The 23,352-nt window shown below is 60.6% G+C and carries 26 protein-coding genes and 4 pseudogenes; 21 read left to right on the top strand and 9 right to left on the bottom strand.

From position 1 onward, the window contains the following. Nucleotides 1–65: 65 nt before the first annotated feature. Nucleotides 66–236: pseudogene (locus tag ACFO5X_RS19755) on the bottom strand (mercuric transporter MerT family protein); the annotation flags it as partial. 76 nt (nucleotides 237–312) lie between these two features. On the opposite strand from ACFO5X_RS19755, the pseudogene ACFO5X_RS26310 reads away from it, so the two are divergent. The 3 genes and pseudogenes from ACFO5X_RS26310 to ACFO5X_RS19745 all read left to right on the top strand — a co-directional run. Continuing rightward, nucleotides 313–414, top strand: a pseudogene (locus ACFO5X_RS26310) (MerR family transcriptional regulator); the annotation flags it as partial. A 40-nt stretch (nucleotides 415–454) separates the two neighbouring features. Next, on the top strand, nucleotides 455–727 hold the full coding sequence (locus tag ACFO5X_RS19750) for a MerR family DNA-binding protein (protein WP_465269471.1): 273 nt from the start codon (nucleotides 455–457) through the stop codon (nucleotides 725–727). Continuing rightward, a complete protein-coding gene (locus tag ACFO5X_RS19745; protein WP_380720202.1) occupies nucleotides 727–1,065 on the top strand; it encodes a YnfA family protein in 339 nt (112 codons plus the stop codon). The genes ACFO5X_RS19750 and ACFO5X_RS19745 overlap by 1 nt, the downstream gene beginning before the upstream one ends. Before the next feature lie 248 nt (nucleotides 1,066–1,313). Here ACFO5X_RS19745 and ACFO5X_RS19740 read toward each other — a convergent pair whose 3' ends face one another. The 6 genes and pseudogenes from ACFO5X_RS19740 to ACFO5X_RS19715 all read right to left on the bottom strand — a co-directional run bounded on the left by ACFO5X_RS19740 (nucleotide 1,314) and on the right by ACFO5X_RS19715 (nucleotide 6,810). Then, a complete protein-coding gene (locus tag ACFO5X_RS19740) occupies nucleotides 1,314–2,303 on the bottom strand; it encodes a tyrosine-type recombinase/integrase (protein ID WP_380720200.1) in 990 nt (329 codons plus the stop codon). Further along, nucleotides 2,300–3,022, bottom strand: coding sequence for a tyrosine-type recombinase/integrase (locus ACFO5X_RS19735; protein WP_380720197.1), 723 nt, complete (start codon nucleotides 3,020–3,022; stop codon nucleotides 2,300–2,302). The genes ACFO5X_RS19740 and ACFO5X_RS19735 overlap by 4 nt, the downstream gene beginning before the upstream one ends. 92 nt (nucleotides 3,023–3,114) lie before the next feature. Further along, a complete protein-coding gene (locus ACFO5X_RS19730; RefSeq protein WP_380720194.1) occupies nucleotides 3,115–3,594 on the bottom strand; it encodes a transposase in 480 nt (159 codons plus the stop codon). A gap of 145 nt (nucleotides 3,595–3,739) precedes the next feature. Continuing rightward, nucleotides 3,740–5,050 (bottom strand): annotated as a pseudogene (locus tag ACFO5X_RS19725) (transposase); the annotation flags it as partial. A 46-nt stretch (nucleotides 5,051–5,096) separates the two neighbouring features. Then, a pseudogene (locus ACFO5X_RS19720) lies at nucleotides 5,097–5,861 on the bottom strand (IS256 family transposase); the annotation flags it as partial. Nucleotides 5,862–5,952: 91 nt separating this feature from the next. Further along, nucleotides 5,953–6,810 (bottom strand): aminotransferase class III-fold pyridoxal phosphate-dependent enzyme, encoded by an 858-nt coding sequence (locus tag ACFO5X_RS19715; protein ID WP_380720191.1) that lies wholly within the window; start codon nucleotides 6,808–6,810, stop codon nucleotides 5,953–5,955. A 98-nt stretch (nucleotides 6,811–6,908) separates the two neighbouring features. Here ACFO5X_RS19715 and ACFO5X_RS19710 point away from each other — a divergent pair, with 98 nt between their 5' ends. The 13 genes from ACFO5X_RS19710 to ACFO5X_RS19650 all read left to right on the top strand — a co-directional run bounded on the left by ACFO5X_RS19710 (nucleotide 6,909) and on the right by ACFO5X_RS19650 (nucleotide 17,147). Beyond that, nucleotides 6,909–7,814 carry a LysR substrate-binding domain-containing protein gene (locus ACFO5X_RS19710; RefSeq protein WP_380720189.1) on the top strand — a complete coding sequence of 302 codons (906 nt, stop codon included), beginning with the start codon at nucleotides 6,909–6,911 and terminating at the stop codon, nucleotides 7,812–7,814. A 273-nt stretch (nucleotides 7,815–8,087) separates the two neighbouring features. Further along, a complete protein-coding gene (locus ACFO5X_RS19705) occupies nucleotides 8,088–8,936 on the top strand; it encodes a DUF305 domain-containing protein (protein ID WP_380720184.1) in 849 nt (282 codons plus the stop codon). Nucleotides 8,937–9,394: 458 nt separating this feature from the next. Further along, on the top strand, nucleotides 9,395–9,526 hold the full coding sequence (locus tag ACFO5X_RS19700; protein WP_380720181.1) for a hypothetical protein: 132 nt from the start codon (nucleotides 9,395–9,397) through the stop codon (nucleotides 9,524–9,526). Nucleotides 9,527–9,594: 68 nt separating this feature from the next. Further along, nucleotides 9,595–9,798 carry a hypothetical protein gene (locus ACFO5X_RS19695; RefSeq protein ID WP_380720179.1) on the top strand — a complete coding sequence of 68 codons (204 nt, stop codon included), beginning with the start codon at nucleotides 9,595–9,597 and terminating at the stop codon, nucleotides 9,796–9,798. A gap of 29 nt (nucleotides 9,799–9,827) precedes the next feature. After that, nucleotides 9,828–11,213 (top strand): TolC family protein, encoded by a 1,386-nt coding sequence (locus tag ACFO5X_RS19690; RefSeq protein WP_380720177.1) that lies wholly within the window; start codon nucleotides 9,828–9,830, stop codon nucleotides 11,211–11,213. Next, nucleotides 11,210–12,571, top strand: a complete 1,362-nt coding sequence (locus ACFO5X_RS19685) for a multicopper oxidase family protein (protein ID WP_380720175.1) — start codon at nucleotides 11,210–11,212, stop codon at nucleotides 12,569–12,571. The genes ACFO5X_RS19690 and ACFO5X_RS19685 overlap by 4 nt, the downstream gene beginning before the upstream one ends. Nucleotides 12,572–12,601: 30 nt before the next feature. Next, nucleotides 12,602–13,135: a cupredoxin domain-containing protein gene (locus ACFO5X_RS19680; protein ID WP_380720172.1), complete on the top strand. Its 534-nt coding sequence runs from the start codon at nucleotides 12,602–12,604 to the stop codon at nucleotides 13,133–13,135. Nucleotides 13,136–13,155: 20 nt separating this feature from the next. Continuing rightward, the gene (locus tag ACFO5X_RS19675; protein ID WP_380720169.1) at nucleotides 13,156–13,443 is read left to right on the top strand and encodes a copper-binding protein; all 288 of its coding nucleotides are present in this window, start codon (nucleotides 13,156–13,158) and stop codon (nucleotides 13,441–13,443) included. Between the two features lie 53 nt (nucleotides 13,444–13,496). Beyond that, nucleotides 13,497–14,747 carry an ABC transporter ATP-binding protein gene (locus ACFO5X_RS19670; protein ID WP_380720167.1) on the top strand — a complete coding sequence of 417 codons (1,251 nt, stop codon included), beginning with the start codon at nucleotides 13,497–13,499 and terminating at the stop codon, nucleotides 14,745–14,747. Between the two features lie 229 nt (nucleotides 14,748–14,976). Then, nucleotides 14,977–15,333 carry a hypothetical protein gene (locus ACFO5X_RS19665; RefSeq protein WP_380720165.1) on the top strand — a complete coding sequence of 119 codons (357 nt, stop codon included), beginning with the start codon at nucleotides 14,977–14,979 and terminating at the stop codon, nucleotides 15,331–15,333. Between the two features lie 404 nt (nucleotides 15,334–15,737). Next, a complete protein-coding gene (locus ACFO5X_RS19660; RefSeq protein WP_380720163.1) occupies nucleotides 15,738–16,034 on the top strand; it encodes a copper-binding protein in 297 nt (98 codons plus the stop codon). 227 nt (nucleotides 16,035–16,261) lie between these two features. Beyond that, a complete protein-coding gene (locus tag ACFO5X_RS19655; RefSeq protein WP_380720161.1) occupies nucleotides 16,262–16,612 on the top strand; it encodes a copper chaperone PCu(A)C domain-containing protein in 351 nt (116 codons plus the stop codon). Between the two features lie 265 nt (nucleotides 16,613–16,877). Continuing rightward, the gene (locus ACFO5X_RS19650; protein WP_380720159.1) at nucleotides 16,878–17,147 is read left to right on the top strand and encodes a hypothetical protein; all 270 of its coding nucleotides are present in this window, start codon (nucleotides 16,878–16,880) and stop codon (nucleotides 17,145–17,147) included. Between the two features lie 65 nt (nucleotides 17,148–17,212). Here ACFO5X_RS19650 and ACFO5X_RS19645 read toward each other — a convergent pair whose 3' ends face one another. Together ACFO5X_RS19645 and ACFO5X_RS19640 are read right to left on the bottom strand one after the other, a co-directional pair. Next, nucleotides 17,213–17,869, bottom strand: a complete 657-nt coding sequence (locus ACFO5X_RS19645) for a L,D-transpeptidase (RefSeq protein WP_380720157.1) — start codon at nucleotides 17,867–17,869, stop codon at nucleotides 17,213–17,215. Between the two features lie 262 nt (nucleotides 17,870–18,131). Continuing rightward, complete coding sequence (locus tag ACFO5X_RS19640) at nucleotides 18,132–18,587, bottom strand: hypothetical protein (RefSeq protein ID WP_380720155.1); 456 nt, start codon at nucleotides 18,585–18,587, stop codon at nucleotides 18,132–18,134. A 160-nt stretch (nucleotides 18,588–18,747) separates the two neighbouring features. Between ACFO5X_RS19640 and ACFO5X_RS19635 the strand changes: the two genes are divergently transcribed. From ACFO5X_RS19635 to ACFO5X_RS19615, 5 genes are all read left to right on the top strand, one after another. Continuing rightward, nucleotides 18,748–19,056 (top strand): hypothetical protein, encoded by a 309-nt coding sequence (locus ACFO5X_RS19635; protein ID WP_380720153.1) that lies wholly within the window; start codon nucleotides 18,748–18,750, stop codon nucleotides 19,054–19,056. Between the two features lie 173 nt (nucleotides 19,057–19,229). Further along, nucleotides 19,230–19,772 carry an EF-hand domain-containing protein gene (locus ACFO5X_RS19630; RefSeq protein ID WP_380720151.1) on the top strand — a complete coding sequence of 181 codons (543 nt, stop codon included), beginning with the start codon at nucleotides 19,230–19,232 and terminating at the stop codon, nucleotides 19,770–19,772. A 250-nt stretch (nucleotides 19,773–20,022) separates the two neighbouring features. Continuing rightward, nucleotides 20,023–20,457 (top strand): c-type cytochrome, encoded by a 435-nt coding sequence (locus ACFO5X_RS19625; protein ID WP_380720148.1) that lies wholly within the window; start codon nucleotides 20,023–20,025, stop codon nucleotides 20,455–20,457. A gap of 9 nt (nucleotides 20,458–20,466) precedes the next feature. After that, nucleotides 20,467–22,818, top strand: a complete 2,352-nt coding sequence (locus tag ACFO5X_RS19620) for a copper-transporting P-type ATPase (RefSeq protein ID WP_380720146.1) — start codon at nucleotides 20,467–20,469, stop codon at nucleotides 22,816–22,818. 17 nt (nucleotides 22,819–22,835) lie between these two features. Further along, the gene (locus ACFO5X_RS19615; protein WP_380720143.1) at nucleotides 22,836–23,108 is read left to right on the top strand and encodes a DUF2933 domain-containing protein; all 273 of its coding nucleotides are present in this window, start codon (nucleotides 22,836–22,838) and stop codon (nucleotides 23,106–23,108) included. Nucleotides 23,109–23,352: the final 244 nt, after the last annotated feature.

Here is a 23,352-nt window from a genome sequence, read left to right as displayed (position 1 = left end):
TCGGCGATCCAGACATCATCGCACGCGTCAAGGACATGCCACTGCGGTAACTATCGGGCGCTTACGATAAACACGCCGGTCACGCCGAGGCTCACCAAAATCAGCGGCAGGATGCAGCAGGAGGTCATCGCCAGCGCGCCGAGCGCGCCTGCCCAAGTGCTGGCCCAAGCCCGGCGGTCGGTCTCGGGCGGATCGTCCAGTACCACGGTCCGGCTTTCGGTTACGGTTTCCGTCATTTGCTCTGCTCCTTGCCGCTGCGGTGATCTCAAGCTAAAGTCTGTAGCAGCTACAGGCTCAAGAGAGGTTCCGCACATGCCCGATCACGAAACCGCGACATCTCTGACCCGGGGAGAGTTGGCCCGGACGACGGGCTGCAACCTGGAGACCGTCCGATACTACGAGAAAATCGGTATGATGCCCAATCCGCCGCGCACCGCTTCGGGCTATCGCATCTATGACGGCGGCCATGTCTCGGCGGCTGCGTTTCATTATGCGGGCGCGGGAACTCGGCTTTGCCATCGAGGAAATCAAGGGACTGCTGGGCCTCATGGATGGCGGCACCCAAACCTGTGCAGAAGTGAAGGCACGGACGGATAGGCACCTGGTCGATGTCCGCGCCAAAATCTCCGATCTGCGCCGGATCGAGAAGGTGCTCGCGGCGACCGCAGTCCGGTGCTCGGGCGAGGATGTGCCCAATTGCCCCATCCTGGAGGCACTGGCGTCGTAATGGTGACTTACCTTTTCTTTGCCGCGGCAGCCGTTGCGGAAATCGCCGGCAGCTTCGCCTTCTGGGCCTGGGTTCGCCTGGGCCGCTCTGCGCTGTGGCTCGTGCCCGGGATGGCGAGCCTGGCGCTCTTCGCCATTCTGCTGACTCGTGCGGACAGCGCCTTTGCCGGCCGTACCTATGCCGCCTACGGCGGCGTCTATATCGCCTGCTCGATGCTCTGGCTCTGGATCGTCGAAGGCAATCGGCCGGACCGCTGGGACCTCGCGGGAATGCTGATTTGCCTCGTCGGCAGTAAGATCAATCGTAAGCGCCACGCCGATCCCCTCCTGCCGCGTTGAAGCTGGCTGTGCGAGTCCTGCTGTCGAGGTGAGACAGGATAGGACGGCAAAATGGACGTCTCTTTGGACGGCTCGACGGGTGGCTACGCGGGCAGGATCGAGGTTCTCGAGGGCCGGTCAGGCCGACGGTTTCGAAGCGAGGCGGAGCGGGCGCGGATCGCGGCGGAAAGCATGATGCCCGGAGCAGTCGAAGACGCAGATCTGCGCTTTGCCGGGCGGGTCCGGCTCTCGCAACTCCGCATAACTATCTATCGCGCGGCAAGCATCGCGAGCTGTTTGTCGGGCGGCCGAAATTTGCCTGGTTTGATGCCGAGCGGCGCCAGCGCGTCGAGCATCTCTAGTTTTTCGGTTGGATCGGCGCGCAAGTAGATCTCGGTGCTCTGAAGCGTGGCATGGCCGAGCCACAGTGCGACCTTGCGAATGTCGCGGGTCGCCTGAAGCATGTGCATTGCGCAGCTGTGCCGCAGGACATGGGGCGTTATCGACTTGGTCGCTAGGGTGGGCGCGACGCACGCCGCTGCAGCGGCGTGCTTTTTGAGAATGTATTCGAAGCCGGATCGCGTCATCATCCTGTCGGCATTGTTGAGGAAGAGCGCTGTGTCGCCAACTTCGGGTCGGATCGCGATCCAGGCGCGAATTGCGGTAGCGGTCTCCTGCCACAGCGGCAGCATGCGTTCTCTTCGTCCTTTGCCGATGATGTGGATGCTGGCTGGCGATCGCCCGTCGAATTGGTCGAGTCCGACGCCGACGAGTTCGGAAACGCGCAGCCCTCCGGCAAAAGCCAGATGCAGCATGGCTCGATCGCGGATGCCCGATGCTGTCCGCCGATCCGGCGCATCGAGCAGTGCTTGCACTTCGGTACGCGAAAGCGACGCCACAAGCCCCTGATCGATCTTCTTCATCGGAATGGCGTGCACCCGAAGCGCCTGATCCAGCACGGCAGGCACGCGGTGCTCGAGATAGCAGAAGAAGGACTTCACGGCAGCCAGCCTTGCATTGCGCGAACGGGCCTTGTTGCCGCGCGCCTGTTCGATGTGCTCGAGAAAGGCGAGGATCGTCGGCACGTCGATATCCTCGATCTGCAGCAGGCACGGTCGCTTGCTCAATCGTTCGGCGGCGAATGTCACCAGCAGCTGGAAACTGTAGGCATAGGCATCGCAGGTATGAACGCTTGCGCGTCGTTCATTGGGAAGATGGTCACGCAGGAAGGCGGCGAGGTGCTGAGCAAGCTGGGTCATGCCGTCACCCCGCGATGCACTCTCTCGCCGTCGGCCGCCATGTGTGCCATCAACTCGGGCGTTACCTCGAGATACCAGTATGTATCGGTGACATGGGCGTGCCCCAAATAGGTACTGAGGGCCGTGATATGCCGAGCCACCACCTTGGAATCGTGCGCACAGGACTCGAGAGAGCGAACGGCAAACGTGTGGCGAAGATCGTGAATCCTGGGCCCCGGCGTTCCTGCCGCGCCGCGCAAGCCGAGCGATCGTATGACCTGCAGGAAGACCGTTACCACGGTCGGATAGGCGGGCGGCGTACCCCGATGCGAGATGAACAATGCATCGCTCGGACTGGCCGCCTTGAGGCGCGTCGCGAGATACCCGTCAAGTGCGCGTCGCGTCGTTGGATGCAGCGGCAGCTGCCGGCTCTTCTTGAACTTGGTCTGGGCAATGATCAGTCCGTCATCGGTCACGTCCGGCAACCGAATGGCGATCGCCTCTGAAACCCGCATGCCGGTTGCCGCAATCAACCCGAACATAGTGGCGTAGGTGAGCGGTCGGATCGAGCCATAGGGGCCAAGTCTCTGAGCGGCGTCGATCAGCCGTTGGATATCACTGGGGCTGTAGATATAGGGCGTGCGCCGCTTGTAGCTGGCGCGTCCGAGAAGATCGGCGGAGGGAACTTCATGGCGTGGATCTTCGGCATGGAGCGCGCGGGCGAAGCGACGTACGGTCAAGAGTCGGTTGCGACGTTGTTCCGGAGAAGATGATGTCCCGGGAAGTGGTGTAGCTCCTCATGGGCCTCGCGCTCACTGGCGGGCCGAGCTGGTCAGTCGCGCTGCGCAGCAGGCAGGCTGACCATGACATCATCGCAGAGCTGCGTGAGCGTTTCCAGTGTCATGTAACGGCCGCGCTGGACGGTCCATTCCTCGGTCTGCTCCATCAGGATTGCCCCTACCAATCTCCGGATCGAGGCTTCGTTGGGGAAGATCCCGACGACGTCCGTACGTCGCTTGATCTCACCGTTCAGGCGCTCAATGGGATTCGTGGAATGCAACTTCGCGCGATGTTGGGCCGGGAAGGTCATGTAGGCCAGCACGTCTTCCTCCGCCTTCTCCATGAGCGTGGCCAGTTTCGGTAGCTTGGGCCGCATCTGGTCCGCTACCAGCCGCCACTGGGTCTTGGCCGCGGCATGGTCGGGCTGCGCAAAGGCGGTGGCGATAAAGGCCGAGACCACCCTGCGGCTGCTCTTGCCGGCATGGGCGAGCGCATTGCGTTGGAAATGAACCCGGGGGCTGTTGAAGAACACGCTCGGAAGCTGGTGTCAGCGCGTTTCGTCGTCTGACTTGGCCGGATCACGCTTGGGTGCGGACACGTCCGATCTCGGGTTGCAGCTGCACAAGAATGGCGCAGAACTTTCCTGCAACAGCCAGAACGGCGGCAAGACCGGCATTGAGCGCGGCCGCCAACCGCTTGAGGTTGACTGCCGCCGCCGTCAGAAACGCCTGGATACGCATGTTCTGTAGGCCGCGCCGAACCGCCCGGGCGAGACCATGCCAGGTCTTCGCTTCACCATGGTAGCCTTCGGATCGCCAGCGATGGCGCTGGTAGAGGTCCCGATCTTCGTCCGACCACTTCTCGCGCCGCCTTCGCGCGCGGAGCAGAGCGGGATAGTCGTCTCCGAGCACCACCGCCTTGTTCACCCGGCCTTTTGACAGGCAAAGATGGGCAAGGTCGCACCGGCGGCAGTCCCGGGCGCGCGAGGTGAAGAAACGCCCATGCTTGACGGCCCTCCCGGCCTTGAGCTTCTTGCCGCGCGGGCATTTCAGGACGTCATGCTTCGCGTCGTAACGGAACCGCCGCATCGGAACCGGACTTCGGATCGGTTCGGTCTTGGCAGGTATGATAGCAGCGATCTCCCGGCGCTCAAGGCCGCCATAGATCTTCGCATAAGCGTAACCAGCATCCGCCGTCACCGTCTCGATCTTGACCCCTGTGGTCTTCTCGGCCGCGTCGAGGCGGGCCAGGAGTTCCTCGCCCTCGTTGGTTTCGCCGGTTGTCACTTCGACCTCGAGCACCACGCCGAACACGTCATCGACGACGCCGTGCTGCTTGTAGCTCGGCTCCAGACGGCGGTTCCGGCCATTGGTCGCCATCGTCGCGTCCAGATCGGTCGGGCAGACCTTCTTGAACTTGCCGGTCTTCTTCGAATTGCGGGTGTGCCGGATCGCTTCCGCCTCCAATTTGGCATCGTCGTTCGCGGACCTGACCGCTTCGACATGGCGAACGACCAGGCTGTCCCACGAGACGTCCGCTCGGATCAGCGAGGCATCCACATGCACGATCTCGCCCTTTGCGATCCCGGCGGTCACGCAATCCTGCACAGTGCGCTCGAAGATGCGGCGGAACCGCTCGGCGCCCCAGCGTTGGCGGATGCGCGTCAACGACGAATGGTCCGGCAGTCTCTCGTTCAGGCCAAACCCGGCGAACCAGCGGATCGCAAGGTTCACCTGCGCCTCGCGCATCAATCGTCGGTCGTGGACGACCCCCAAGAGGAACCCGGCCAGCATGAGACGCACGGCCGCTTCGGGGTCAATGCCCGGCCTGCCGACGCCAGGCGCATACAAATCTGCGACCTCAGCGCGGAGCCATCCCAGATCAAGCACAGGATCGACCCGTGCCAGGATGTGATCATCTGGAACGAGTTCACGCAGCGATCCGCAGACAAAGAACTCCAACTGATCCCGGGTCCGACTGCCGATCATGCCACCCTCCACACGATGTCGACATCCCAATGGAATCAGCAAAGCGCGCCTTTTTCAACAGCCCCACCCGGCAGCGCTGCCAGGAGGTCGCCAGCACCCGCGCAGTGGCCGCCTTGATGCCCTCATGCGCATCGCTAATCACCAGCTTCACGCCGGAAAGGCCGCGGCGCACGAGGTCGCGCAGAAACTCTGTCCAGAAGGGCTCGGCTTCGGAAGCACCGATCGCCATGCCCAGCACTTCGCGTCGGCCGTCGGTGTTCACGCCCACCGCGATCGTCACGGCGACGGACACGATCCGACCACCCTGGCGGACCTTGAGATAGGTCGCGTCGATCCAGAGGTAGGGCCATTCTCCTTCGATCGGTCGGGTGAGGAAGGCATCGACCCGCTCGTCGATTTCTTCGCAGAGCCGACTGACCTGGCTCTTCGAGATGCCGCTCCCGCCCATGGCCTGCACGAGGTCATCCATCGACCGCGTCGAAACGCCATGGACATAAGCCTCTTGGATGACGGCCGTCAGCGCCTTTTCCACCGAGCTCCGGGGCTCGAGGAACGAGGGAAAGTAAGAGCCGGTCCGCAGGCGCGGGATGCGTAACTCGACACTGCCCGCACGGGTCTGCCAATCCCTGTCGCGGTAGCCATTGCGTTGCGCCAGCCGCTCGGTGCTCTTTTCGCCGTAGTCGGCGCCGGTCTTGGCGCCGACCTCCAGCTCCATCAGCCGCTCGGCGGCAAAGCCGATCATCTCGCGCAGCAGGTCCGCATCGCCGCTCTTCTCGACGAGCGCGCGAAGGTCCATCATCGGTTTGGTCATCGGGTCTATCCCTCGGTTCAGGTTGGTGTCAGCAACCCGACCCTACCGAGAAACCCGATGGCCACCGACAGCTACACCACGCACCGGGACGTCACCCCGACAACGGGAAATACGCTCCGGTCAGCTGCTTTGCCAGGGTCATCAGATCGGGTCTGATGCCATACTTCTCAGAAGCGAACCAGGCCCCCGTCCGGCCGAATCCGGTGATGATCTCGTCGGCAATCAGCAGGATGCCGTAGCGAGCGAGGACATTCTGGATTTCGTCCCAATAGCCGTCCAGTGGCGGCAGGACACCGCCGGAACCGATAACCGGCTCGCCAATGAACGCGCCGACAGTTTCGGGGCCGACCTGGCGGATCTGGACGTCAAGCTCGGAAGCACGCCGTTTGGAAAAGGCGATTTCGCTTTCGCCGGGTTCCCCGTCGCGGAAGTAATGTGGCCGTCCGGTGCGCAAGACAAAGGCGTCCGGCAAGTCGAAACGCTCGTGGCAATAGGCCATGCTGGTCAGGCTAGCGCTCGACACGCCGGAGCCATGATACGCAGCTTCGCGGGCGATGATCCGCTTCCTCTCGGGCTGGCCCTTCGAGTTCCAATAGAACCGGACGAGCTTCACCGCGCTATCCACCGCGTCGGAGCCGGTGCAGCCAAACAGAAGGTGGTTGAGATTGCCGGGAAGTATCTCTGCCAGCTTAGCGGCCAGCCGTTCGGCCGGTTCCGCCGACTGCCCCATGAAGCTGTGATAATAGGGAAGTTGCCGCATCTGTCGCTCGGCGGCGGCAATCAGCCGCTCAGACGAGAAGCCAAGCGAAGCGCACCATAATCCACTCAGGGCATCCAGGTATTCACGTCCGGCCGTGTCGGTTACGCGGCAGCCGCGCCCCTCGCGCATGACGGTGGGCGGACTGGCGACCTGGGCCACTGGATCAGTGAAAGGGTAGAGTTGGGACATGTGACGCTCGCTGCCTGTCGCTTTGGATGTTTGTCGAGTGATCCAATCTTTGACAAACTCGAAATTCTCCCGCTTTGTGTTCCAAAAAGGATCGCAAGGTGCGCAGACTGCCTTCTTTGAACGCGATGCGGGTATTTGAGACCGCGGCGCGGTTCGAAAGCTTCACCAAGGCCGCACATGAACTGAGGATCACGCAATCCGCAGTCGGCAAGCAGGTCGCGAAGCTCGAACAAGACCTTGGGCAGAAGTTATTCCTGCGAAGTCACCGCAAGGTCGAACTGACGGACACGGGGCGCCTCGTCATGCAGGCGGTCAGCGCCAGTTTCGCCGGCCTGAAGCTGCGGCTTGACGAGATCATCGTTCAACGTCCTAGGCAACTGCACGTCGTCGCGGATTCGGATTTCGCACAGCTCTGGCTGTTCCCGCGGCTGCCGCGTTTCGACAGCCTGCATCCCAAGATTTCCATGACTCTTCGCTCAGAATCGCATTTGTTGGCGCCCCCTGACGCTCCATACGACTGTGCAGTTCTGTGGGGCCGGGGCGATTGGCAGAACTGTCGGGTGGAGCCGCTGTTCGCCAATTCTGTATTTCCGGTGGCGAATCCCAGTTACTTCCGGGCGCTCGGACGTCCTCCTGCGCTGACCGACGTTCATCGGCACATGTTAATCCACGACCGCTCGTCTTACTGGTGGCGCGCGTTTCTCAGTTCGACCAATACCTCCGAACAGGCGGACGCCGGTCGGACGTATACATCGACAGCGCTGTGCCTTGAGGCGGCCGCGAGGGGTGACGGGATCGCCATAGGCGACGAGGTGACCACCCGCTCCTATCCGGAATCTGGCCGGCTTGAACTGCCGTTCCTAGTGCGGCGCCCCTCGCCCGACGCCTATTTCCTTGTGCTTCCAATAACGACAACTGGAAACCCGTCCCTGGATGCGTTTGCCTTGTGGCTAATCGAGGAAGCGCGAGCACATAGCCGGTGGTTCGCAGAGTTTTGGAGTTGAAAATACATCTGGCTGGATTGCCGTCATCCCTAGCGAGGTGGCAGGATCCGGCCCATCGTCCGTCGACTCCACCGGTCTCCGCGCTTGTCCTGGGTGAGCCCAGCGTATCGATCCGGAGTGCACAAAATCCTGTAACTTGGCATTTTCCTGACTGGGCCTCTGGGGCCCAAACCATTGAAGGTTGCCGCACAGAAGAGCGAACCTGGTGGGACGTGGAACCTTCCAGCGCTGGAAGCTTGTTATTCTTCTGATCCAGACTTGACGGAGGACACTATGAACTACCGCCGCTTCTTTGCGATGATTGCAACGTCGACGCTGGTCATGTTCGGTCTTATGTACCTGAATACCTACCTCTTTTCCCACATCTTCTTCTCGGAGACGCGCGCCTATATGGCGTTGCTGATGGGTGCGGTGATGGCGGTGATCATGCTGGTCTTCATGCTTTCGATGTATTCCAACCGGACATTGAATGTCGCGATTTTCGTCGGAGCGGCCGTCCTGTTCGCAATTTCGCTCTGGCTGGTTCGCAGCCAAGCTACCGTTCAGGATCGCAGCTACATGCGCGCCATGATACCGCACCACTCGATCGCGATCATGACTTCCACGCGAGCCAATATCGACGATGCCAGGGTTCGGAAGCTCGCCGACGAGATCATCTATGCACAGGACAAGGAAATCGCCGAAATGCGATATCTGATCGCTGACATCGGCAACAATGGCAAGGCGACCGCCGCGCCGGCGCAAGATGCCGCCCAAATCGTCGATGCTGAGGCCGCGCTTGCCAGCGAAGTTCAAGCGACGATCGATCCCGAGTTTCTGAGTGACGATGAGGTGCTGCTGGCTTTTCCGAACGGCAGAAGCTGCACGTTCACCTACACCGGCGACAGTCCCGCCGTCCTTGCGATTGGATCAGGCACCGAAAGCACTGCCGCTCTGGTCAAGATCAGTGGTGACCTCGTCCGATTGGCGGGAACGGAGACAAACGGTGGTGGCGGTCGGTTCGCGAGCGGTCCTCTAGCGGTAGAAATATTGCCGACAGACGAAGCTGACTGGTACGACATGATCGTGAGTGCTGGGGATTATCGGGCTGGCTTCCGCGGGCAATACATCTGTTCAAGGTGACCGGCGTCGTGCCATCCAGAATTCTTGCTTCTTGCCAGCCGGGAAGGACAGCAATTTCCACAATGCTATGATCGCGACGGACACTGCGTTGGACAGACGCGGGTCGGGCCGCGAACTCCCCAAAGCTACGGAAAATGTGACAAAATGACACCAAAGCTGCAAGCCCACGAAAATGTCAGTTGTCCGTCGGGACCGGCGTCGATAAGCAGGCCGACATGACTCTTGTGGTCCATAGGATAATGGCGTTCTGGGTTGCAGCGGCAGTTGCGATTTCGATACTGCTTGGACCCGCGAACGCAGCCACAATGATCGACTGTGACACCACGCAGGCAGCTATAGTTCATGAAGCAGGCCCGGACCATCAAGGGTTGCAGTCTTATGGGGAACGAGCAACGGAAGATCACGACCGAGCGCCGCATGAACATCCGGAGAGCCATTGTGCCAATCATGTCTGTGTCGTGGCAATCCAACCCGGTCGCGCCCAGTCCGACGACGCGCTGAAGCTGATCCTGGCTGACCATGACGCGGCGGCGCAGTCCTTGGTCGCCCTGACCTCGCCCGACGGACTTCGTCGCCCCCCGCGCACCTGATCATTTTCCTGTGTGCGCGCGACCTTCTGGTCGCCGCTGAATGATCTCGTAAACGCGGACTATCTGATATGAAAACCTTTCTTGCGGCCGTCGTGCCGCTTGCAATTGCGGCCTGTTCGCCACTGGCGCCGCTACCGACCGACACCGTACAGGTCGCCCCTGTCACCAAAACCACATCGGCGCCTGCCGGACCTGTCGTCGTCTATGGCGGCTATCGGGTCTCCGAGCCAGGCGACTGGCGCGGCGTGAATGACGCTCAGTCGGAGGGCTAAGCATGACGAAGAAACTTGTGGCGTCGGTCGTGACGCTGGGGCTGCTCGCAGCCTGCGCCGATACAGCGACGATCGACCGGGTCTCCGGGCCGCGCGCTGGCTTTGCTGCGGTGGCTGACAGGAGCAAAAAAGCACAGATCGGTGCCGCCGCCTGGCATCAGAGCGCAGCTGAAATTTCTGCGGCGGATGCGCGAACCCGCTCGATGATCCAGGGCAAGACAGTGACGGCTGAAACTGCCGTTCAGGTCGCCATGCTGAACAACCGGGGGCTTCAGGCGGCTTATGCCGATCTCGGGCTGTCGGCTGCCGACGTCTGGGAAACTGCGCTGGGACCGGTGCCCTCGGTCGGTATTTCGGTTTCCGGTCTGGCAGGCAACGTCGCCCGTACGCTTGAAGCGACGCTGATCACTGCCGTGCTGGATGCAGCCACCGCGAAGCCTCGGACCAGGGTCGCCGAACTGCGGTTTGAGCAGGCACAGCTGGCGGCGGCCGGAGAAACCATCTCGCTGGCGGTTGAGACGCGCCGCGCTTGGATTGAAGCCGTCGCGGCATTCGAGGCTGTGGCTTTGATCAAGCGCAGCCAGAATGCGGCAGATGCTGCTTCGGAACTGGCGAGCGAACTTGGGCGCACCGGCGCGATGAACGCAGCCGACCAGGCCCGTGAACATGCCTTCAATGCGGAGATTGCGGCGGAACTGGCCGACGCGAAACTGGAGGCGCAATTGGCCAAGGAACGTCTGGCGCGGCTCATGGGCGTCTCGCTCGGCCAGGTGACGTTCTACATCCCCGATGCCTTGCCCGGATTGCCGGGGCGCCCGAGGTCACGCGCTGACATCGAGCGTCTGGCCTTGCAGAACCGGGTCGATCTCGCCGCTGGCCGACTGGAACTGGAAGCCATTGCCGCCGATTACAAGCTGACCGGCCAGACACGCGCCGTCTCTGACATCACGATCCTGGCAGGGCTCGAGTCCGAGCGCGATGGCGGCGAGACCGAAACGAACCCGGTACTCGATGTCGAGTTCGAAATCCCGCTCTATGACACGGGAAAGCTGATCTCCAGGCGCGGCGCACTTGCCTATCTCAAGGCCGCCAACCAGCTCGCGCAGGCGGCTGTGAACGCGCGTGCCGAAGCGCGTGCCGCCCATTTGGCGGTGACGGGCAAGCATTCGGTCGCCCTGCACTGGCGCGACGTCGTGCTGCCCCTTCGCCGCACCATCGATGAAGAGGCGCTCAAGTCTTACAGCGGCATGATCACCTCGACCTTCGAACTTCTTGAGGACGCTCGCGACGGGCTGGAGGCACAACTCGGCGCAGGAGAAGCGAAACGCGATTACTGGTTGGCCGAAACGGACGTTACTGCCGCGATCTGGGGCGGCAACGTCAGCGCCGGCGCATCGGAAGGAGACAAGGAATGATGAACCGCAGACAACTGCTGGGAGCAGGCATCGGCGCCGGCGCGGTGCTCGCTTCGGTGTCGTCGGCACAGACGCGTTTCCGCGACCTGCCGGAGGCGGCTTCGACCGAAAGCCCCTATACGCAGGTCCCACCACGCCCCGCCGACGGGTTTGAATACAACCCGGTCGTCACACTGAACGGCTGGTCGCTGCCTTGGCGGATGAATGGCGGGGTGAAGGAATTCCACCTGGTCGCCGAGCCGGTGGAGCGGATCATGGCGGAGGGTATGGTAGCCCGACTCTGGGGATACAACGGTCAGTCGACCGGGCCGACCATCGAGGCGGTGGAGGGCGAGCGGGTGCGCATATACGTCACCAACCGGCTGCCAGAGCACACCACGGTGCATTGGCACGGCATGATCCTGCCTTCGGGCATGGACGGCGTCGCAGGCCTGTCGCATCCGGCGATCCCACCCGGCAAGACCTATGTTTACGAGTTCGACCTCGTGAAGTCCGGCACCTTCATGTACCACCCCCACGGCGACGAGATGGTGCAGATGGCGATGGGCATGATGGGGCTCTTCATCGTCCACCCGAAGGACCCGACTTTCATGCCGGTCGATCGAGACTTTGCCTTCCTGCTGGCCGCCTACGACATCGATCCCGGCACTTATGTCCCGCGGATCATGGAGATGACCGACTTCAACCTCTGGACCTGGAACAGCCGGATATTCCCGGACATCGATCCGCTGGTTGTCCGGCAAGGCGACCGGGTTCGGGTGCGCTGCGGCAACCTGACGATGACCAATCACCCGATCCACATGCATGGCTACGACTTCGAGGTCACCTGCACGGATGGGGGCTGGGTCCGGCCCGAGGCGCGCTGGCCCGAGGTCTCCATCGACATTCCCGTCGGGGCCATGCGTGCCTACGAGTTCAACGCGGTGCATCCGGGCGATTGGGCGATCCACTGCCACAAGTCGCACCACACGATGAACGCGATGGGCCATGACATCCCGACCTTCATCGGGGCCGACAAGCGCCGGCTGGCCGAATTGATCCGGCGCCAGCAGCCGGGCTACATGCCGATGGGCACCGCCGGCATGGCCGATATGGCCGATATGTCGATGGAAATCCCCGACAACACCGTGCCGATGATGGGCGGATGGGGCCCCTACGGGCCGTTGGAAATGGGCGGCATGTTCTCGGTCGTCAAGGTGCGAGAAGGCATCGATCGCGATGACTATTCCGACCCCGGCTGGTACGAGAACCCGCCCGGTACCCAAGCCTGGGAATGGACCGGCGAACTGCCCGACCATGCCCGCAACGACAGCCCCGAAACCATCCTGACGCCGAGAAGTCAGACGAAACGAAGCTGAATTACAATCCACCAAAGGAGAGACAGACTCATGACGACCAAGCTACTTTTGAAAGCGCTCGCCCTGTCCATCGCCCTGCCTGGCGCGGCGATGGCAGGGGGCACCCATGCCGGCGACCACGGCAAAGACAAGGCGGCCCAGCAAAGTCACGCATCCACGGACGATCACCACGAAATGATGGCGCTTGGTCAGCCTGCCAAGGGCGAAGTGACGCGGACCGTCAAGGTCGTGATGCGCGAAGACTACGAAGGCGACAAACCCTTCGTATATGAGCCAGGCGAACTGACGTTCGCGGCCGGCGAGACCGTCCGGCTGCACATCGTCAACGAAGGCGAGGAAGTGCACGAGTTCGTCATGGACACGATGGACGCAAACGCCGAGCACAAAGAGGTAATGGCGAAGTTCCCCGAGATGGAACACGACGACCCCAATTCGGTCAGGCTCGAACCGGGGCAGGAAGCCGAAATTCTCTGGACCTTCGGCAAACCGGGTACGTTCGAGTTCGCCTGCCTGATCCCCGGCCACTACGAGGGCGGCATGCACGGCTCTCTCACCATCAACTGAACAACTGGAGATAATCCGAAATGAGAATCCTTTCTTTCGCAGCGGCACTGATCCTTTCCGCGACCGCTTCCTTTGCCGCCGGCGATCATCCGATGAGCGACGGCACCGTGACCAAGGTCGACGCCAAGTGGAAAAAGGTCACGATCGATCATGGCCCGCTGGAAAATCTCGACATGCCGGCGATGAAGATGGTCTTTATTGTGGAAGATCCGGCAATGCTGGAAGGCCTCGCCGAAGGGACGAAAGTGCGCTTCATCGCCGATCGCGTGAACGGAAAGCTGACCGTCACCGAGATCGAGAAACAGTAACCAATGCGTAGTTTCCAGGGTCGATCTGAATCCGCTCCTTCCGAAAAGAAAAGATGAATTCGGCCCTGGAAAACGTTGCGGGTCCGTGGCATGGCATCCACAGCTGGATGCATCACAATGCACGGATTATAGGCTTCGAAATTGGTGAGGAGGCCCCTCAGTGGTTGCACATGGCACTGCACGGAATCTTGGTGATTACCCCAGTCGCTATGTTTGTCGTGCTGGGGTATGTAGTTCTTAGGCTCGCAAAAAGTGGACTACGGCGCATTTTCCGTAGCAACAGTGAACGCAGCAATTGGAGGGAATTTATTCGGGCGCTTGGAATGCGTTGGTCCGAGCAAGGCAAAGTCGTCGCGCTTGGAATCGTTGCGCAGCCTGTTCTCTATGCCAGCCTGGAGTTGCCCAAACGCATCGTAAACGGCGCGATTGACTCAGGTCACTTTCCAATCGATGTGTTCGGTCTGCACCTCTCACAGCTCGGCCTTCTTTTTACTCTTTCATCACTCTACCTTTGCGCCCTCTTCCTCGGCGGACTAATAAAGTATCAGATAAACGTAAAGAAGGGCGAAATCGGTGAATACACATTGCTGCGCCTCAGACTTCAACTTTATCGGACGTGGCGCGCAACATCATTCCGGCACCGTAAGACCGATATAATTCCCCTGGCTGCGACCGAAATCGAACCCATTGGCGGCTTCGCCGGTGATGTCCTCGCGACGCCAGTGTTCCAGGGCGGAACACTTCTTACAGTCCTTTTGTTCATGTTTGTGCAGAATCCCATATTGGGCGCGGCGACTTTGACTCTTGTCCCTTTGCAACTCATTATCATCCCTATTCTCCAGAAAAGGGTCAACGACCGGATGCGGGCAAGAATTATTGCCGTTCGCAATGTCGGTGACGTTCTGGGGGAACAAACCACACGCCGCTTTGTCCCGGAAACCGGCCGAAAGACACGGGGGATGCTGCATGAACTGCAAAGAACCCGGCTGCTTTTACACCGTGCCAAGTTCTTGCAGAAAGCGATCAGCAATTTCCTCATGGCTCTTACCCCATTCCTTTTCTATTCAATCGGTGGCTGGCTGGTCATTGATGGCCGGTTATCTCTGGGAGCGCTCATTGCGGTAATTGCCGCCTTCAAGGACTTTTCGTCCCCGTTCAGAGAGTTAGTTCTCTACTATCAGAACCTCTCGGACGTTCTTCTACGGTTTGGTCATTATAGTGGCTTTCTGATGAATTGCAGAGCCGATCGCGGCGTTGCTGATGTCAACGGGCTGGACGGCTTGCACCTTGAGCGGATCATGTAACCGCAATTGGAGATTGGTCGAAAGCAACGCCGGTCGGATTATGATGAGTTATTGAGAATTTGTCTGGACCAGATGTTCATTGGAAGCCGACTCGGGTCCCTTTTTCGATCTTGCGCCGACCGCAAGTTGGGGAAGCCCGTTGCAGTTCGGCTCGCCCACTTTCCTGAGGAGTTGTGATGCACGAAAATGTCAGTTGTGCAGCCGGTTCTTCTGCAGTAGCCTCCGCATCATGAGTCAGCTCAGAAAATGTCTGTCGGTGTGGACCGCTTTGATCTTTGCGGTGTCTATATTGCTCGGACCGGCGAATGCAACGACCATGATGGACTGTGATGTCGTTAACTCGAACCTAAGCCAAGAAGACGGCACTGATATACGTTCCGGCTCCGCAACCAATGACATCGACAAATTGCTTCAACAGTATCAGGAAGCCCGGTGTGCCAATCACTTCTGCGCCCTTGCGTTTCATCCTGTTCAGACCGCTCCCAGCTATCCGCAGAACCTGATATTTGTTCGCCATGACCTGTCCACCCGGTCCATGGTGTCTCTCGTCAGTCCCGACGGACTTCGCCGACCGCCGCGCATTTGAAAAACCGCATCTTGGGCGGAGTTTCTGTCGCCCTTGAGTGATTTTCACCCGCGAATCGCCTCACCAAGAAAGCTCACATACGTCACCCGCGACAATGGCCTTTGTGCACTGCGTATTGCCGCTGGGACGTGAAACGCAAACGGGCTCGCGGCAGAGCCTTAAATGCCCGGTCCGCAACTACACGGACTGAAGGTGAAGGTTTGCGAAAGGATTACCACTCGGGACAACAGTTCCGACCCCGGCTGTTACGGGAGCCCGCCGGGCTCCTCCAAACTACGAGGGAAGCATGTGCGCCCCCTTACCATCAACTGAGCATCCGGAGAGTAACTGAAATGAGAATCCTGTCTTTCGCGGCAGCGCTTATCCTGACCGCAACCGCGTCCTTCGCCGCCGGCGATCATCCGATGAGCGATGGCACCGTGATCAAGGTCGACGCCACGTGGAACAAGGTCACGATTGACCATGGTCCGCTGGAAAATCTCGACATGCCGGCAATGACGATGGTCTTTGTTGTGGCCGATCGGGCCATGCTCGAAGACCTGTCAGAAGGTTCAAAGCTGCGCTTCGTCGCCGATCGTGTGAACGGAAAGCTGACCGTCACCGAGATCGAGATGCAATGGACCAGAAGTCGCGGATCAGCGATCCGGCGACTCGCGCAGTTACGTCGACTGCGAAACGAAAAAGCGCGATTGCAACAGTAATCGTCGTTCGAGCGATTTGGTTGGATGGGCGCCACGCGTCGGATAGCCCATCCAGTCCAAGCGCAAGACCAAATTTGGACAATTTTGCAATGCCAAGAAGATCGGTAGGACTCATGTCTGATAAAAGTTCCCGGACCAAATCGCCACTCCTCTTGGCGTGGTGCTTCTTACTCGCGCCAATTGCGTCGGCTTCCAGAGCTGACATCACCCAGGAGATTCTTTTCGGAATGCTTATCAGTGATGTTCGCGCGTCAGCGACCGAAGAAGGCGGATCGACGCGATTGACCTTCCGGATCGAGAACGCCACAGGGCGTACGCAGATACTGGACGCGGTTCGGTCCGATGATGCGGAGGAAGGCTCACTTGTCGTTATTGACGACGGTGTCGAAGCGCCTGCCGCGGCCGGCCTTCTCATGCTCGACCACGAAACCTTGAACCTCGGAACCTCGCATATTCGTGTGCTCTTGCACGGATTGAAGCGTCCGCTGAAGGAAGGCGACGTCATTGCGTTCCAGGCTGTGTTCCGTGACGGAACCGTACCGGCGCAGGGCCATGTTCATGCGACAATCAACAACTGACAGCGACCGTTATCGGCCTGCTGGCGTTGCCGGAGCTTCGGGTTGATCGGGTCCAAGGAGGTGCGTTTGCGCACTGGCATCTGTGCTCCATGCGCTTTTGCAGCCGGTGATGTTTCTGCCGGACAACGGAGGCAGTCGAAATCGCTAATCGGACCGGCGAAACACCGGCCAAACATCGATATGGGTCAAGTAGCTTGGAGAACAATTTGCAGAGCACGGATGAAGCTGGCAACAATCGATGTTCAATGGGCAAGGAGCCGAATAGATGAAATCGCTGGCCGTTATCGGGCTGTCCGCTTGTGTGGTTCTTGCAGGCTGCGTGGAACCGATTGCGAACAGCCGCGACAAGCCGGTTGACGCCGCGCGTTTGCCTGACGACGTCCGCGCTATGGCAGCTCCGGGGCAGGACCTCAGCGAAGTACGCATTCTGGCCGAAGACGGTTGCTACTGGTATCGATACGCTGGCCCGGTCGAGACGACCCTCTTGCCGCTTCGCACCCAGGACGGCCGACCGATCTGTACACGAGCACAGTGATCACGTAAGCAAGCGGGGGGTCTGCTGAAACTCGTTAGTCGTCAGGCTGGAGCCGACGGTGGCGCTCAACTCGCCGCAGTCACGAAGTTTTCCGCTGGATAAAGTATCGCTGGAGAGCCGAGGACCACGTCGTCATAGAGACTGATTATATGCGGCATGGCCATGCGGACGCAGCCTGAACTCGCTCTCCCGCCGATGGATTGCGGCTCAGGTGTGCCGTGAATGCGCAGAAGGGTATCCCGGGTCCCTTCATAGAGATAGAACGCGCGAGACCCCAGCGGGTTCTTCGGACCGCCTGGCATGCCGTCCGCGTGCTGGCGGTATAGCGCAGGGTCTCGTTCGATCATCTCCGGCGTCGGTGTCCAGCTGGGCCACTTCGCCTTGCGTCTGATCGTGTAGCGACCGGCCTCATAAAGAGAGCCGCGTGCGATGGCGACACCGAAACGCACTGCCGAACCGTCCGCCTGGACGTGGTAAAGATACCGCGCCACGGCATCGACATGGATCGATCCGGGTTCGAGCCCATCGTTGGCTTGCACCCGCGTGGCAAGGAAGCGCGGATGCAGGCCCCAGGGATTGGATATCGCCGGATCGAAGTTTGGAGGTGTCACCTGCGCATCCCATGCTGCCCATTGCGACGCTGTACTCGCCAACGATGGGCCCGCGATCGGCGCCGAGAACAGCGTGGAGGCTGAAACGATAAAATGTCTGCGGGTTAACATGATCCGATCCTTCATTCGTTGTGGCGATGCTCGGCCTGATCCAAGGGAATGCTGCACTGGCAAGGCACAGCTCCCAGCCAGTCGCAGCTCGGTTCAGAATATAGAACTCGACCACATGGTCGAATGCTCCCGCATCAAATTTGCTCGATTTCCGACGAGTGGCCGTTCTGGACCGAGCAATCAGCGCTTCATGTAAGCGCCGGCAGCCTCCGCTTGTGCCAAGAGATGTCGTTCGAGCCGAATTTGCTTCATTGCGGTTCTTTCATGGATCGCGTCCTTCCTGATGAAGGCGCGCGAGATACCAGAGCACGAGCATTGGAACGAACAGCCACTGCAGCACGGGCGCTAGCCCGGTACCGAGGATCGGGAGGCGCGGCATTCGGGCGTCATACGACCACCTGTCCAGTACTTCGGTGCTGAAGAACTCGATACCGACCGTGACGAGCAATCCAGTCGAAAGGAACACCAACACGGCTCTGGCAGCGGGATCAGCGGCCCAGTTCCTTTCACCGGTAAAGCTCCTCGTCGTCCAGAACGCAAACAGCGCAATTGCGAGATCGCCGAGCGTGGCTTGGAAACAAGCGAAGACGCCCGCGAAGTGGTCGGTTCCGTCAAAGCTTGAGAAGAGAGGCGCCTGCAGCAACTCCCAGGCAAAATGTCCCAGGAAGGAAAGGATCAGCAGGTCGGCTTCGATCGGAATCCTCTTCTTCCCAGCCATTCGCGACGACCTCACAGTTTGGTTACACGCTCGAACGCTTCTTTTGATATGAATCAAGGTGCGGGCGCTCCAGTATCGCATGATGGCAGCATAGGAGGCTTGCCAAGTGAACCGATGCAGGACGATATCGCTGTTGCGTGACGGGGCTCAAGTCCTGGCGATGGCGTTCATCCTGTGGTCAATCGTCCTGAGCGGTGTCGTTCACGCCCACGTGGAAGGCGCCGAACCTCGAGGCCATTCAAGCGTATTCTTAGACCATCCGAACCCCTCGGTGGGCACGGCAGAGGGAAAGATCCACGCCGCCACCGGTCACTGCTCGGGAGCGGCCACATGTCATGCGATGTTTCTGCCGCCGATGACGAATGATGCGTTTGCTCCCGAAACAGAAGATGCGCCGTCAGTGGAATTGACCCAAGTCGCGGCTCTAACGCCGGTCTACGGCCTGTTCCGTCCGCCGCGGCGGGGTTGATCCCGCGCCGCTGATCTGGTCCGAACTCGGAACCAAGACTGATCTCCAAGATGGTCCTTCATCGGCGCTGTTCGTGCTGCTGGGTGGATGGTCAGTGCCAACATACCGACGGCCTGACGTAATCCGCGCCACTCGCCGGCTTTTTCAACAACTTGAACGACAAGGATCTTCCCATGAAGTCGATAACCACGATTGCCACCGCCATTGCCCTGTCGCTGGTCTCGCCCGCCCTGGCTCTGGCTGAAAGTCATCACGGCCACAACGCTCCGCCCGACGCTCAAAAGGGCGGTGACCCGATGCAGGGTAAAGGTGCCATGATGAAGGACATGATGGGCATGATGATGCCGATGATGATGCAGATGCATCGCCAGATGCACGGCGGCTCCGAGGGTGGCGGCATGGCCATGATGGATGGCGACTTGATGCGCATGATGATGGGCAGCGGCGCCGGTGGCGATCCAATGAGCATGATGCAGTCCCGCCTGTCCGAATTCGACGCGGACGGCGACGGCACGCTCTCCCTGTCCGAATTCGAGACCCTGCATTCCGCCATGATCCGCGAGACCATGGTGGATCGGTTCCAGCATCTGGACGCAGACGGCGATGGCCGTATCACCGCTGACGAAATGGGCGCTCCCGCCAAGCGGATGGAGATGCGCGGGACGATGCCCGACGGGTCCGGCATGATGGGCGGGCAACCCCCGTCCGGGAACTGACACCCTCCGTCGGCCCGATGCGGGACGCGCGTCGGGCCGACGCCCAACGAGAAAGGAGAACGACATGATGTCCCTGATCCTTTTTTGCAGTAGTGCGGCGGTCCACTTGCTGGTTTTGCAACCGAGGTCGAGACCCTGCGTCTTCGGTCGTTGCGAAGGGTCGGCGGCATAAGTGCGGTCGGGCCCAAAGAATGGGTCGCGAACGCACCAGCGCTGTTTGTATCGATACAACTACTATGGAGCCGGGCATATGAATTCAATCAAGCTCTATCTGATACTCGCCGGAACTGTGATTTTGGGGGTGAGTGCATACTTTTCTTTCGGGCCGACACCACCACCGCGGTCCGCGCAGGTCTTGACAGAGGCCGAATTCGTCATGCCCCAGCTTTCGTCGGAGGCGCAGGAGGGCGAGCGCTATTTCAACGCGGTTTGTGCCACCTGCCATGGCCAGAACGGTCTGGGCACCGATCAGGGACCGCCCCTGATCCACGACATCTACAATCCCGGTCACCACGCCGATCAGGCCTTCATGATTGCCGCTATGAACGGTGTGCGGCAGCATCACTGGCCGTTCGGCAATATGCCGCCACAGAAAGTGACCAGCGGCGAGGTGGCGCGCATCATCACATACGTCCGCGAGCTTCAGGAAGCCAACGGCATCACCTATCGCCCCCACAAGATGTAGGTCAAAACGATGAACGACAGCCCCGAAACGTCCGAAACCGAAACGACGATCTGGACCTGCCCGATGCACCCGCAAGTGCGGCAGGACCTGCCGGGCAGCTGCCCAGAATGCGGGATGAAGCTTGTACACGAGGGGACCGTGCAGTCCGGCCACGGCCATCACAGTCATCATGGCCACGCGCATACTCCTGCGCCAGACGCGGCTGGCGATCGCTTTGACACGGTGCCAGCCGGATACGGTGGCCCGGTCTATACCTGCCCGATGCACGCGCAGGTGCGTCAGGTCGCTCCGGGGTCCTGCCCGATCTGCGGCATGGGGCTGGAACTGGAAAGCGCGGCCATGGGGGATGATGCCCCGAACCCGGAACTCGTCGATTTCACGCGGCGCTTCTGGGTCGGTGCGGTACTGACCCTGCCGCTACTGGTCTTCACGATGGGACCCTATGTCGGACTTGCGGGAGTCCGCGAGATCTTCGGCGAAAAGGCGACGCTCTGGATCGAATTCGCTCTGGGTACGCCCGTCGTGCTCTGGTGCGGCTGGCCATTCCTCGTGCGCGGCTGGAATTCGTTCTTGCGAATGAGCCTCAACATGTTCTCGCTGATCGCGATGGGCGTGATGGCGGCGTGGCTCTTCAGCGTTGTGGCCGTTCTTGCGCCCGACATCTTCCCCGAGGGATTCCGGATGGAAAACGGTCACGTCGGGGTCTATTTCGAGGCCGCCGCCGTGATCGTCACGCTCGTCCTGCTCGGGCAGGTCATGGAGTTGCGTGCCCGCGAAGGCACCGGCAAGGCGATCCGGGCCCTTCTGGGCATGGCGGCCAAGACTGCCCACATCATTCGCAACGACGGCAGCGAAAAGGAAATTCCTCTGGAGGATGTGCAGGTCGGCGACCGGCTGCGCGTGCGTCCCGGCGATAAGGTTCCGGTCGACGGGGTGGTCATCGAAGGTCGATCGTCGGTGGACGAAAGCATGATCACTGGCGAACCGGTCCCGGTCGAGAAGGTCGCAGGCGAGCCGGTCACTGGCGCGACCATCAACGGCACCGGATCACTGGTGATCGAAGCGCGCCGGGTGGGCGCCGACACGATGTTGAGCCAGATCGTCGAGATGGTCTCGAACGCCCAGCGAAGCCGCGCTCCGATCCAGAAATATGCCGATCAGGTTGCGGGATGGTTCGTGCCCGCGGTCATTGGCATTGCGGTCCTTTCCTTCTTTGGCTGGGCGGTATGGGGGCCTGCGCCTGCACTGTCCTATGCGCTGATCGCCGCCGTGGCCGTGTTGATTATCGCCTGTCCCTGTGCGCTCGGACTGGCCACACCGATGTCGATCATGACCGCCACGGGTCGCGGTGCACAAGCAGGCGTGCTGATCAAGAATGCCGAGGCTCTGGAGCGGTTCGAAAAGATCGACACGCTGATCGTGGACAAGACGGGCACACTGACAATGGGCAAGCCGGAGCTGGTCGCCGTTCTCCCCGAACCGGGCTATGGCGAGGAAGACGTTCTGCGACTTGCCGCGACCCTCGAAAAGGGCTCCGAGCATCCATTGGCCGAGGCCATCGTTCGCGGTGCAGAAGCGCGTGGCGCCGAATTGGGCAAGGCCGAAGACTTCGAAGCCGTGACCGGCAAGGGCGTGAAAGGCCGCGTGGACGGCCAGGCGGTTGCTCTCGGCAATCTGGCCATGGTGAGCGACCTTGGTATCGCGCCAGGCGGATTGACCGAGACGGCCAACGCACGTCGCGACCAGGGCGAGACTGTCATGTTCGTGGTCGTCGGCAATTCGGTTGCGGGGCTGGTTGCTGTCGCCGACCCGGTAAAGGAAAGTACCCCGGCGGCACTCAAATCGCTTCATGAACTGGGCTTGCGCATCATCATGGCAACGGGAGACAACGAACGGACCGCAAAGGCGGTGGCCGCGCTCCTGGGCATCGACGAGATCCGCGCCGATGTCCTGCCGCAGGACAAGGCCAGCATCATCCGGGCTCTGCAGGCGCAGGGCCGCAAGGTCGCCATGGCCGGTGATGGTGTGAACGACGCCCCGGCACTCGCACAGGCGGATGTCGGCATTGCCATGGGCACCGGTGCGGACGTGGCTATCGAAAGCGCGGGCATTACCTTGGTCAAAGGCAACCTGGACGGCATCGTCCGCGCTCGGCGGCTCGCCCGTGCGACAATGGGCAATATCCGCCAGAACCTGTTCTTTGCCTTGATCTACAATGCCAGCGGCGTACCTGTCGCGGCCGGGCTTCTCTATCCGGTATTCGGCATCCTGATCAGCCCGATGTTCGCCGCATTTGCGATGAGCGCCTCATCGATCTCGGTGGTGCTCAACTCACTCCGGCTCCGAAGCACAAGGATTTGATAACAAGGAGACGTGCCATGATACCATGCGCAGATACCCAAAATCACCGCCTTCCTGAACAAGGCCGTCAGCCGTCCTACTGGCAAACTGCAGCCGGCAGGCTCCTGTTGCTCGCCTTGGCCGCGGGCGGTCTGCTCTTGGGATACGAGTATCGAACGGCAATTCTGGCCAGCAGCCTGTTCGTCTGGCTGCCTCCGTTCCTCTGCATAGGTATGCACTTCTTCATGCATCGGGGACACGGCAAGCATGGCAGTCGCAGAGGCGGAAGTGACAGTGACAACCGGTCATAAACCTCGGCTCGCTCGTCGCGGCAGAACTGGTGTGCGAGAGAAGCAATTAATGGCGTCTAACTGGAAGAAGATCTGGAGACAGAGATGATGGACGGATTTGGTATGGGGTTTGGTGGACTATGGATGATCCTCATCCTCGTCCTGGTCGTGCTAGCGATCGCAATCGCGCCAAGGCGAGGGAGTGTCCTGAACTTTGTGTATCCGGGCCGGCCCATGCGGTTTGGGATACTCAAGCGTCGAAGCG

Origin of the sequence: Seohaeicola nanhaiensis, from assembly GCF_042654245.1 — a bacterium.
Lineage (GTDB): Bacteria > Pseudomonadota > Alphaproteobacteria > Rhodobacterales > Rhodobacteraceae > Seohaeicola_A > Seohaeicola_A nanhaiensis.
Note: the sequence above shows the minus strand (reverse complement) of the source record. Positions and strands in the feature narration are given on the sequence as shown.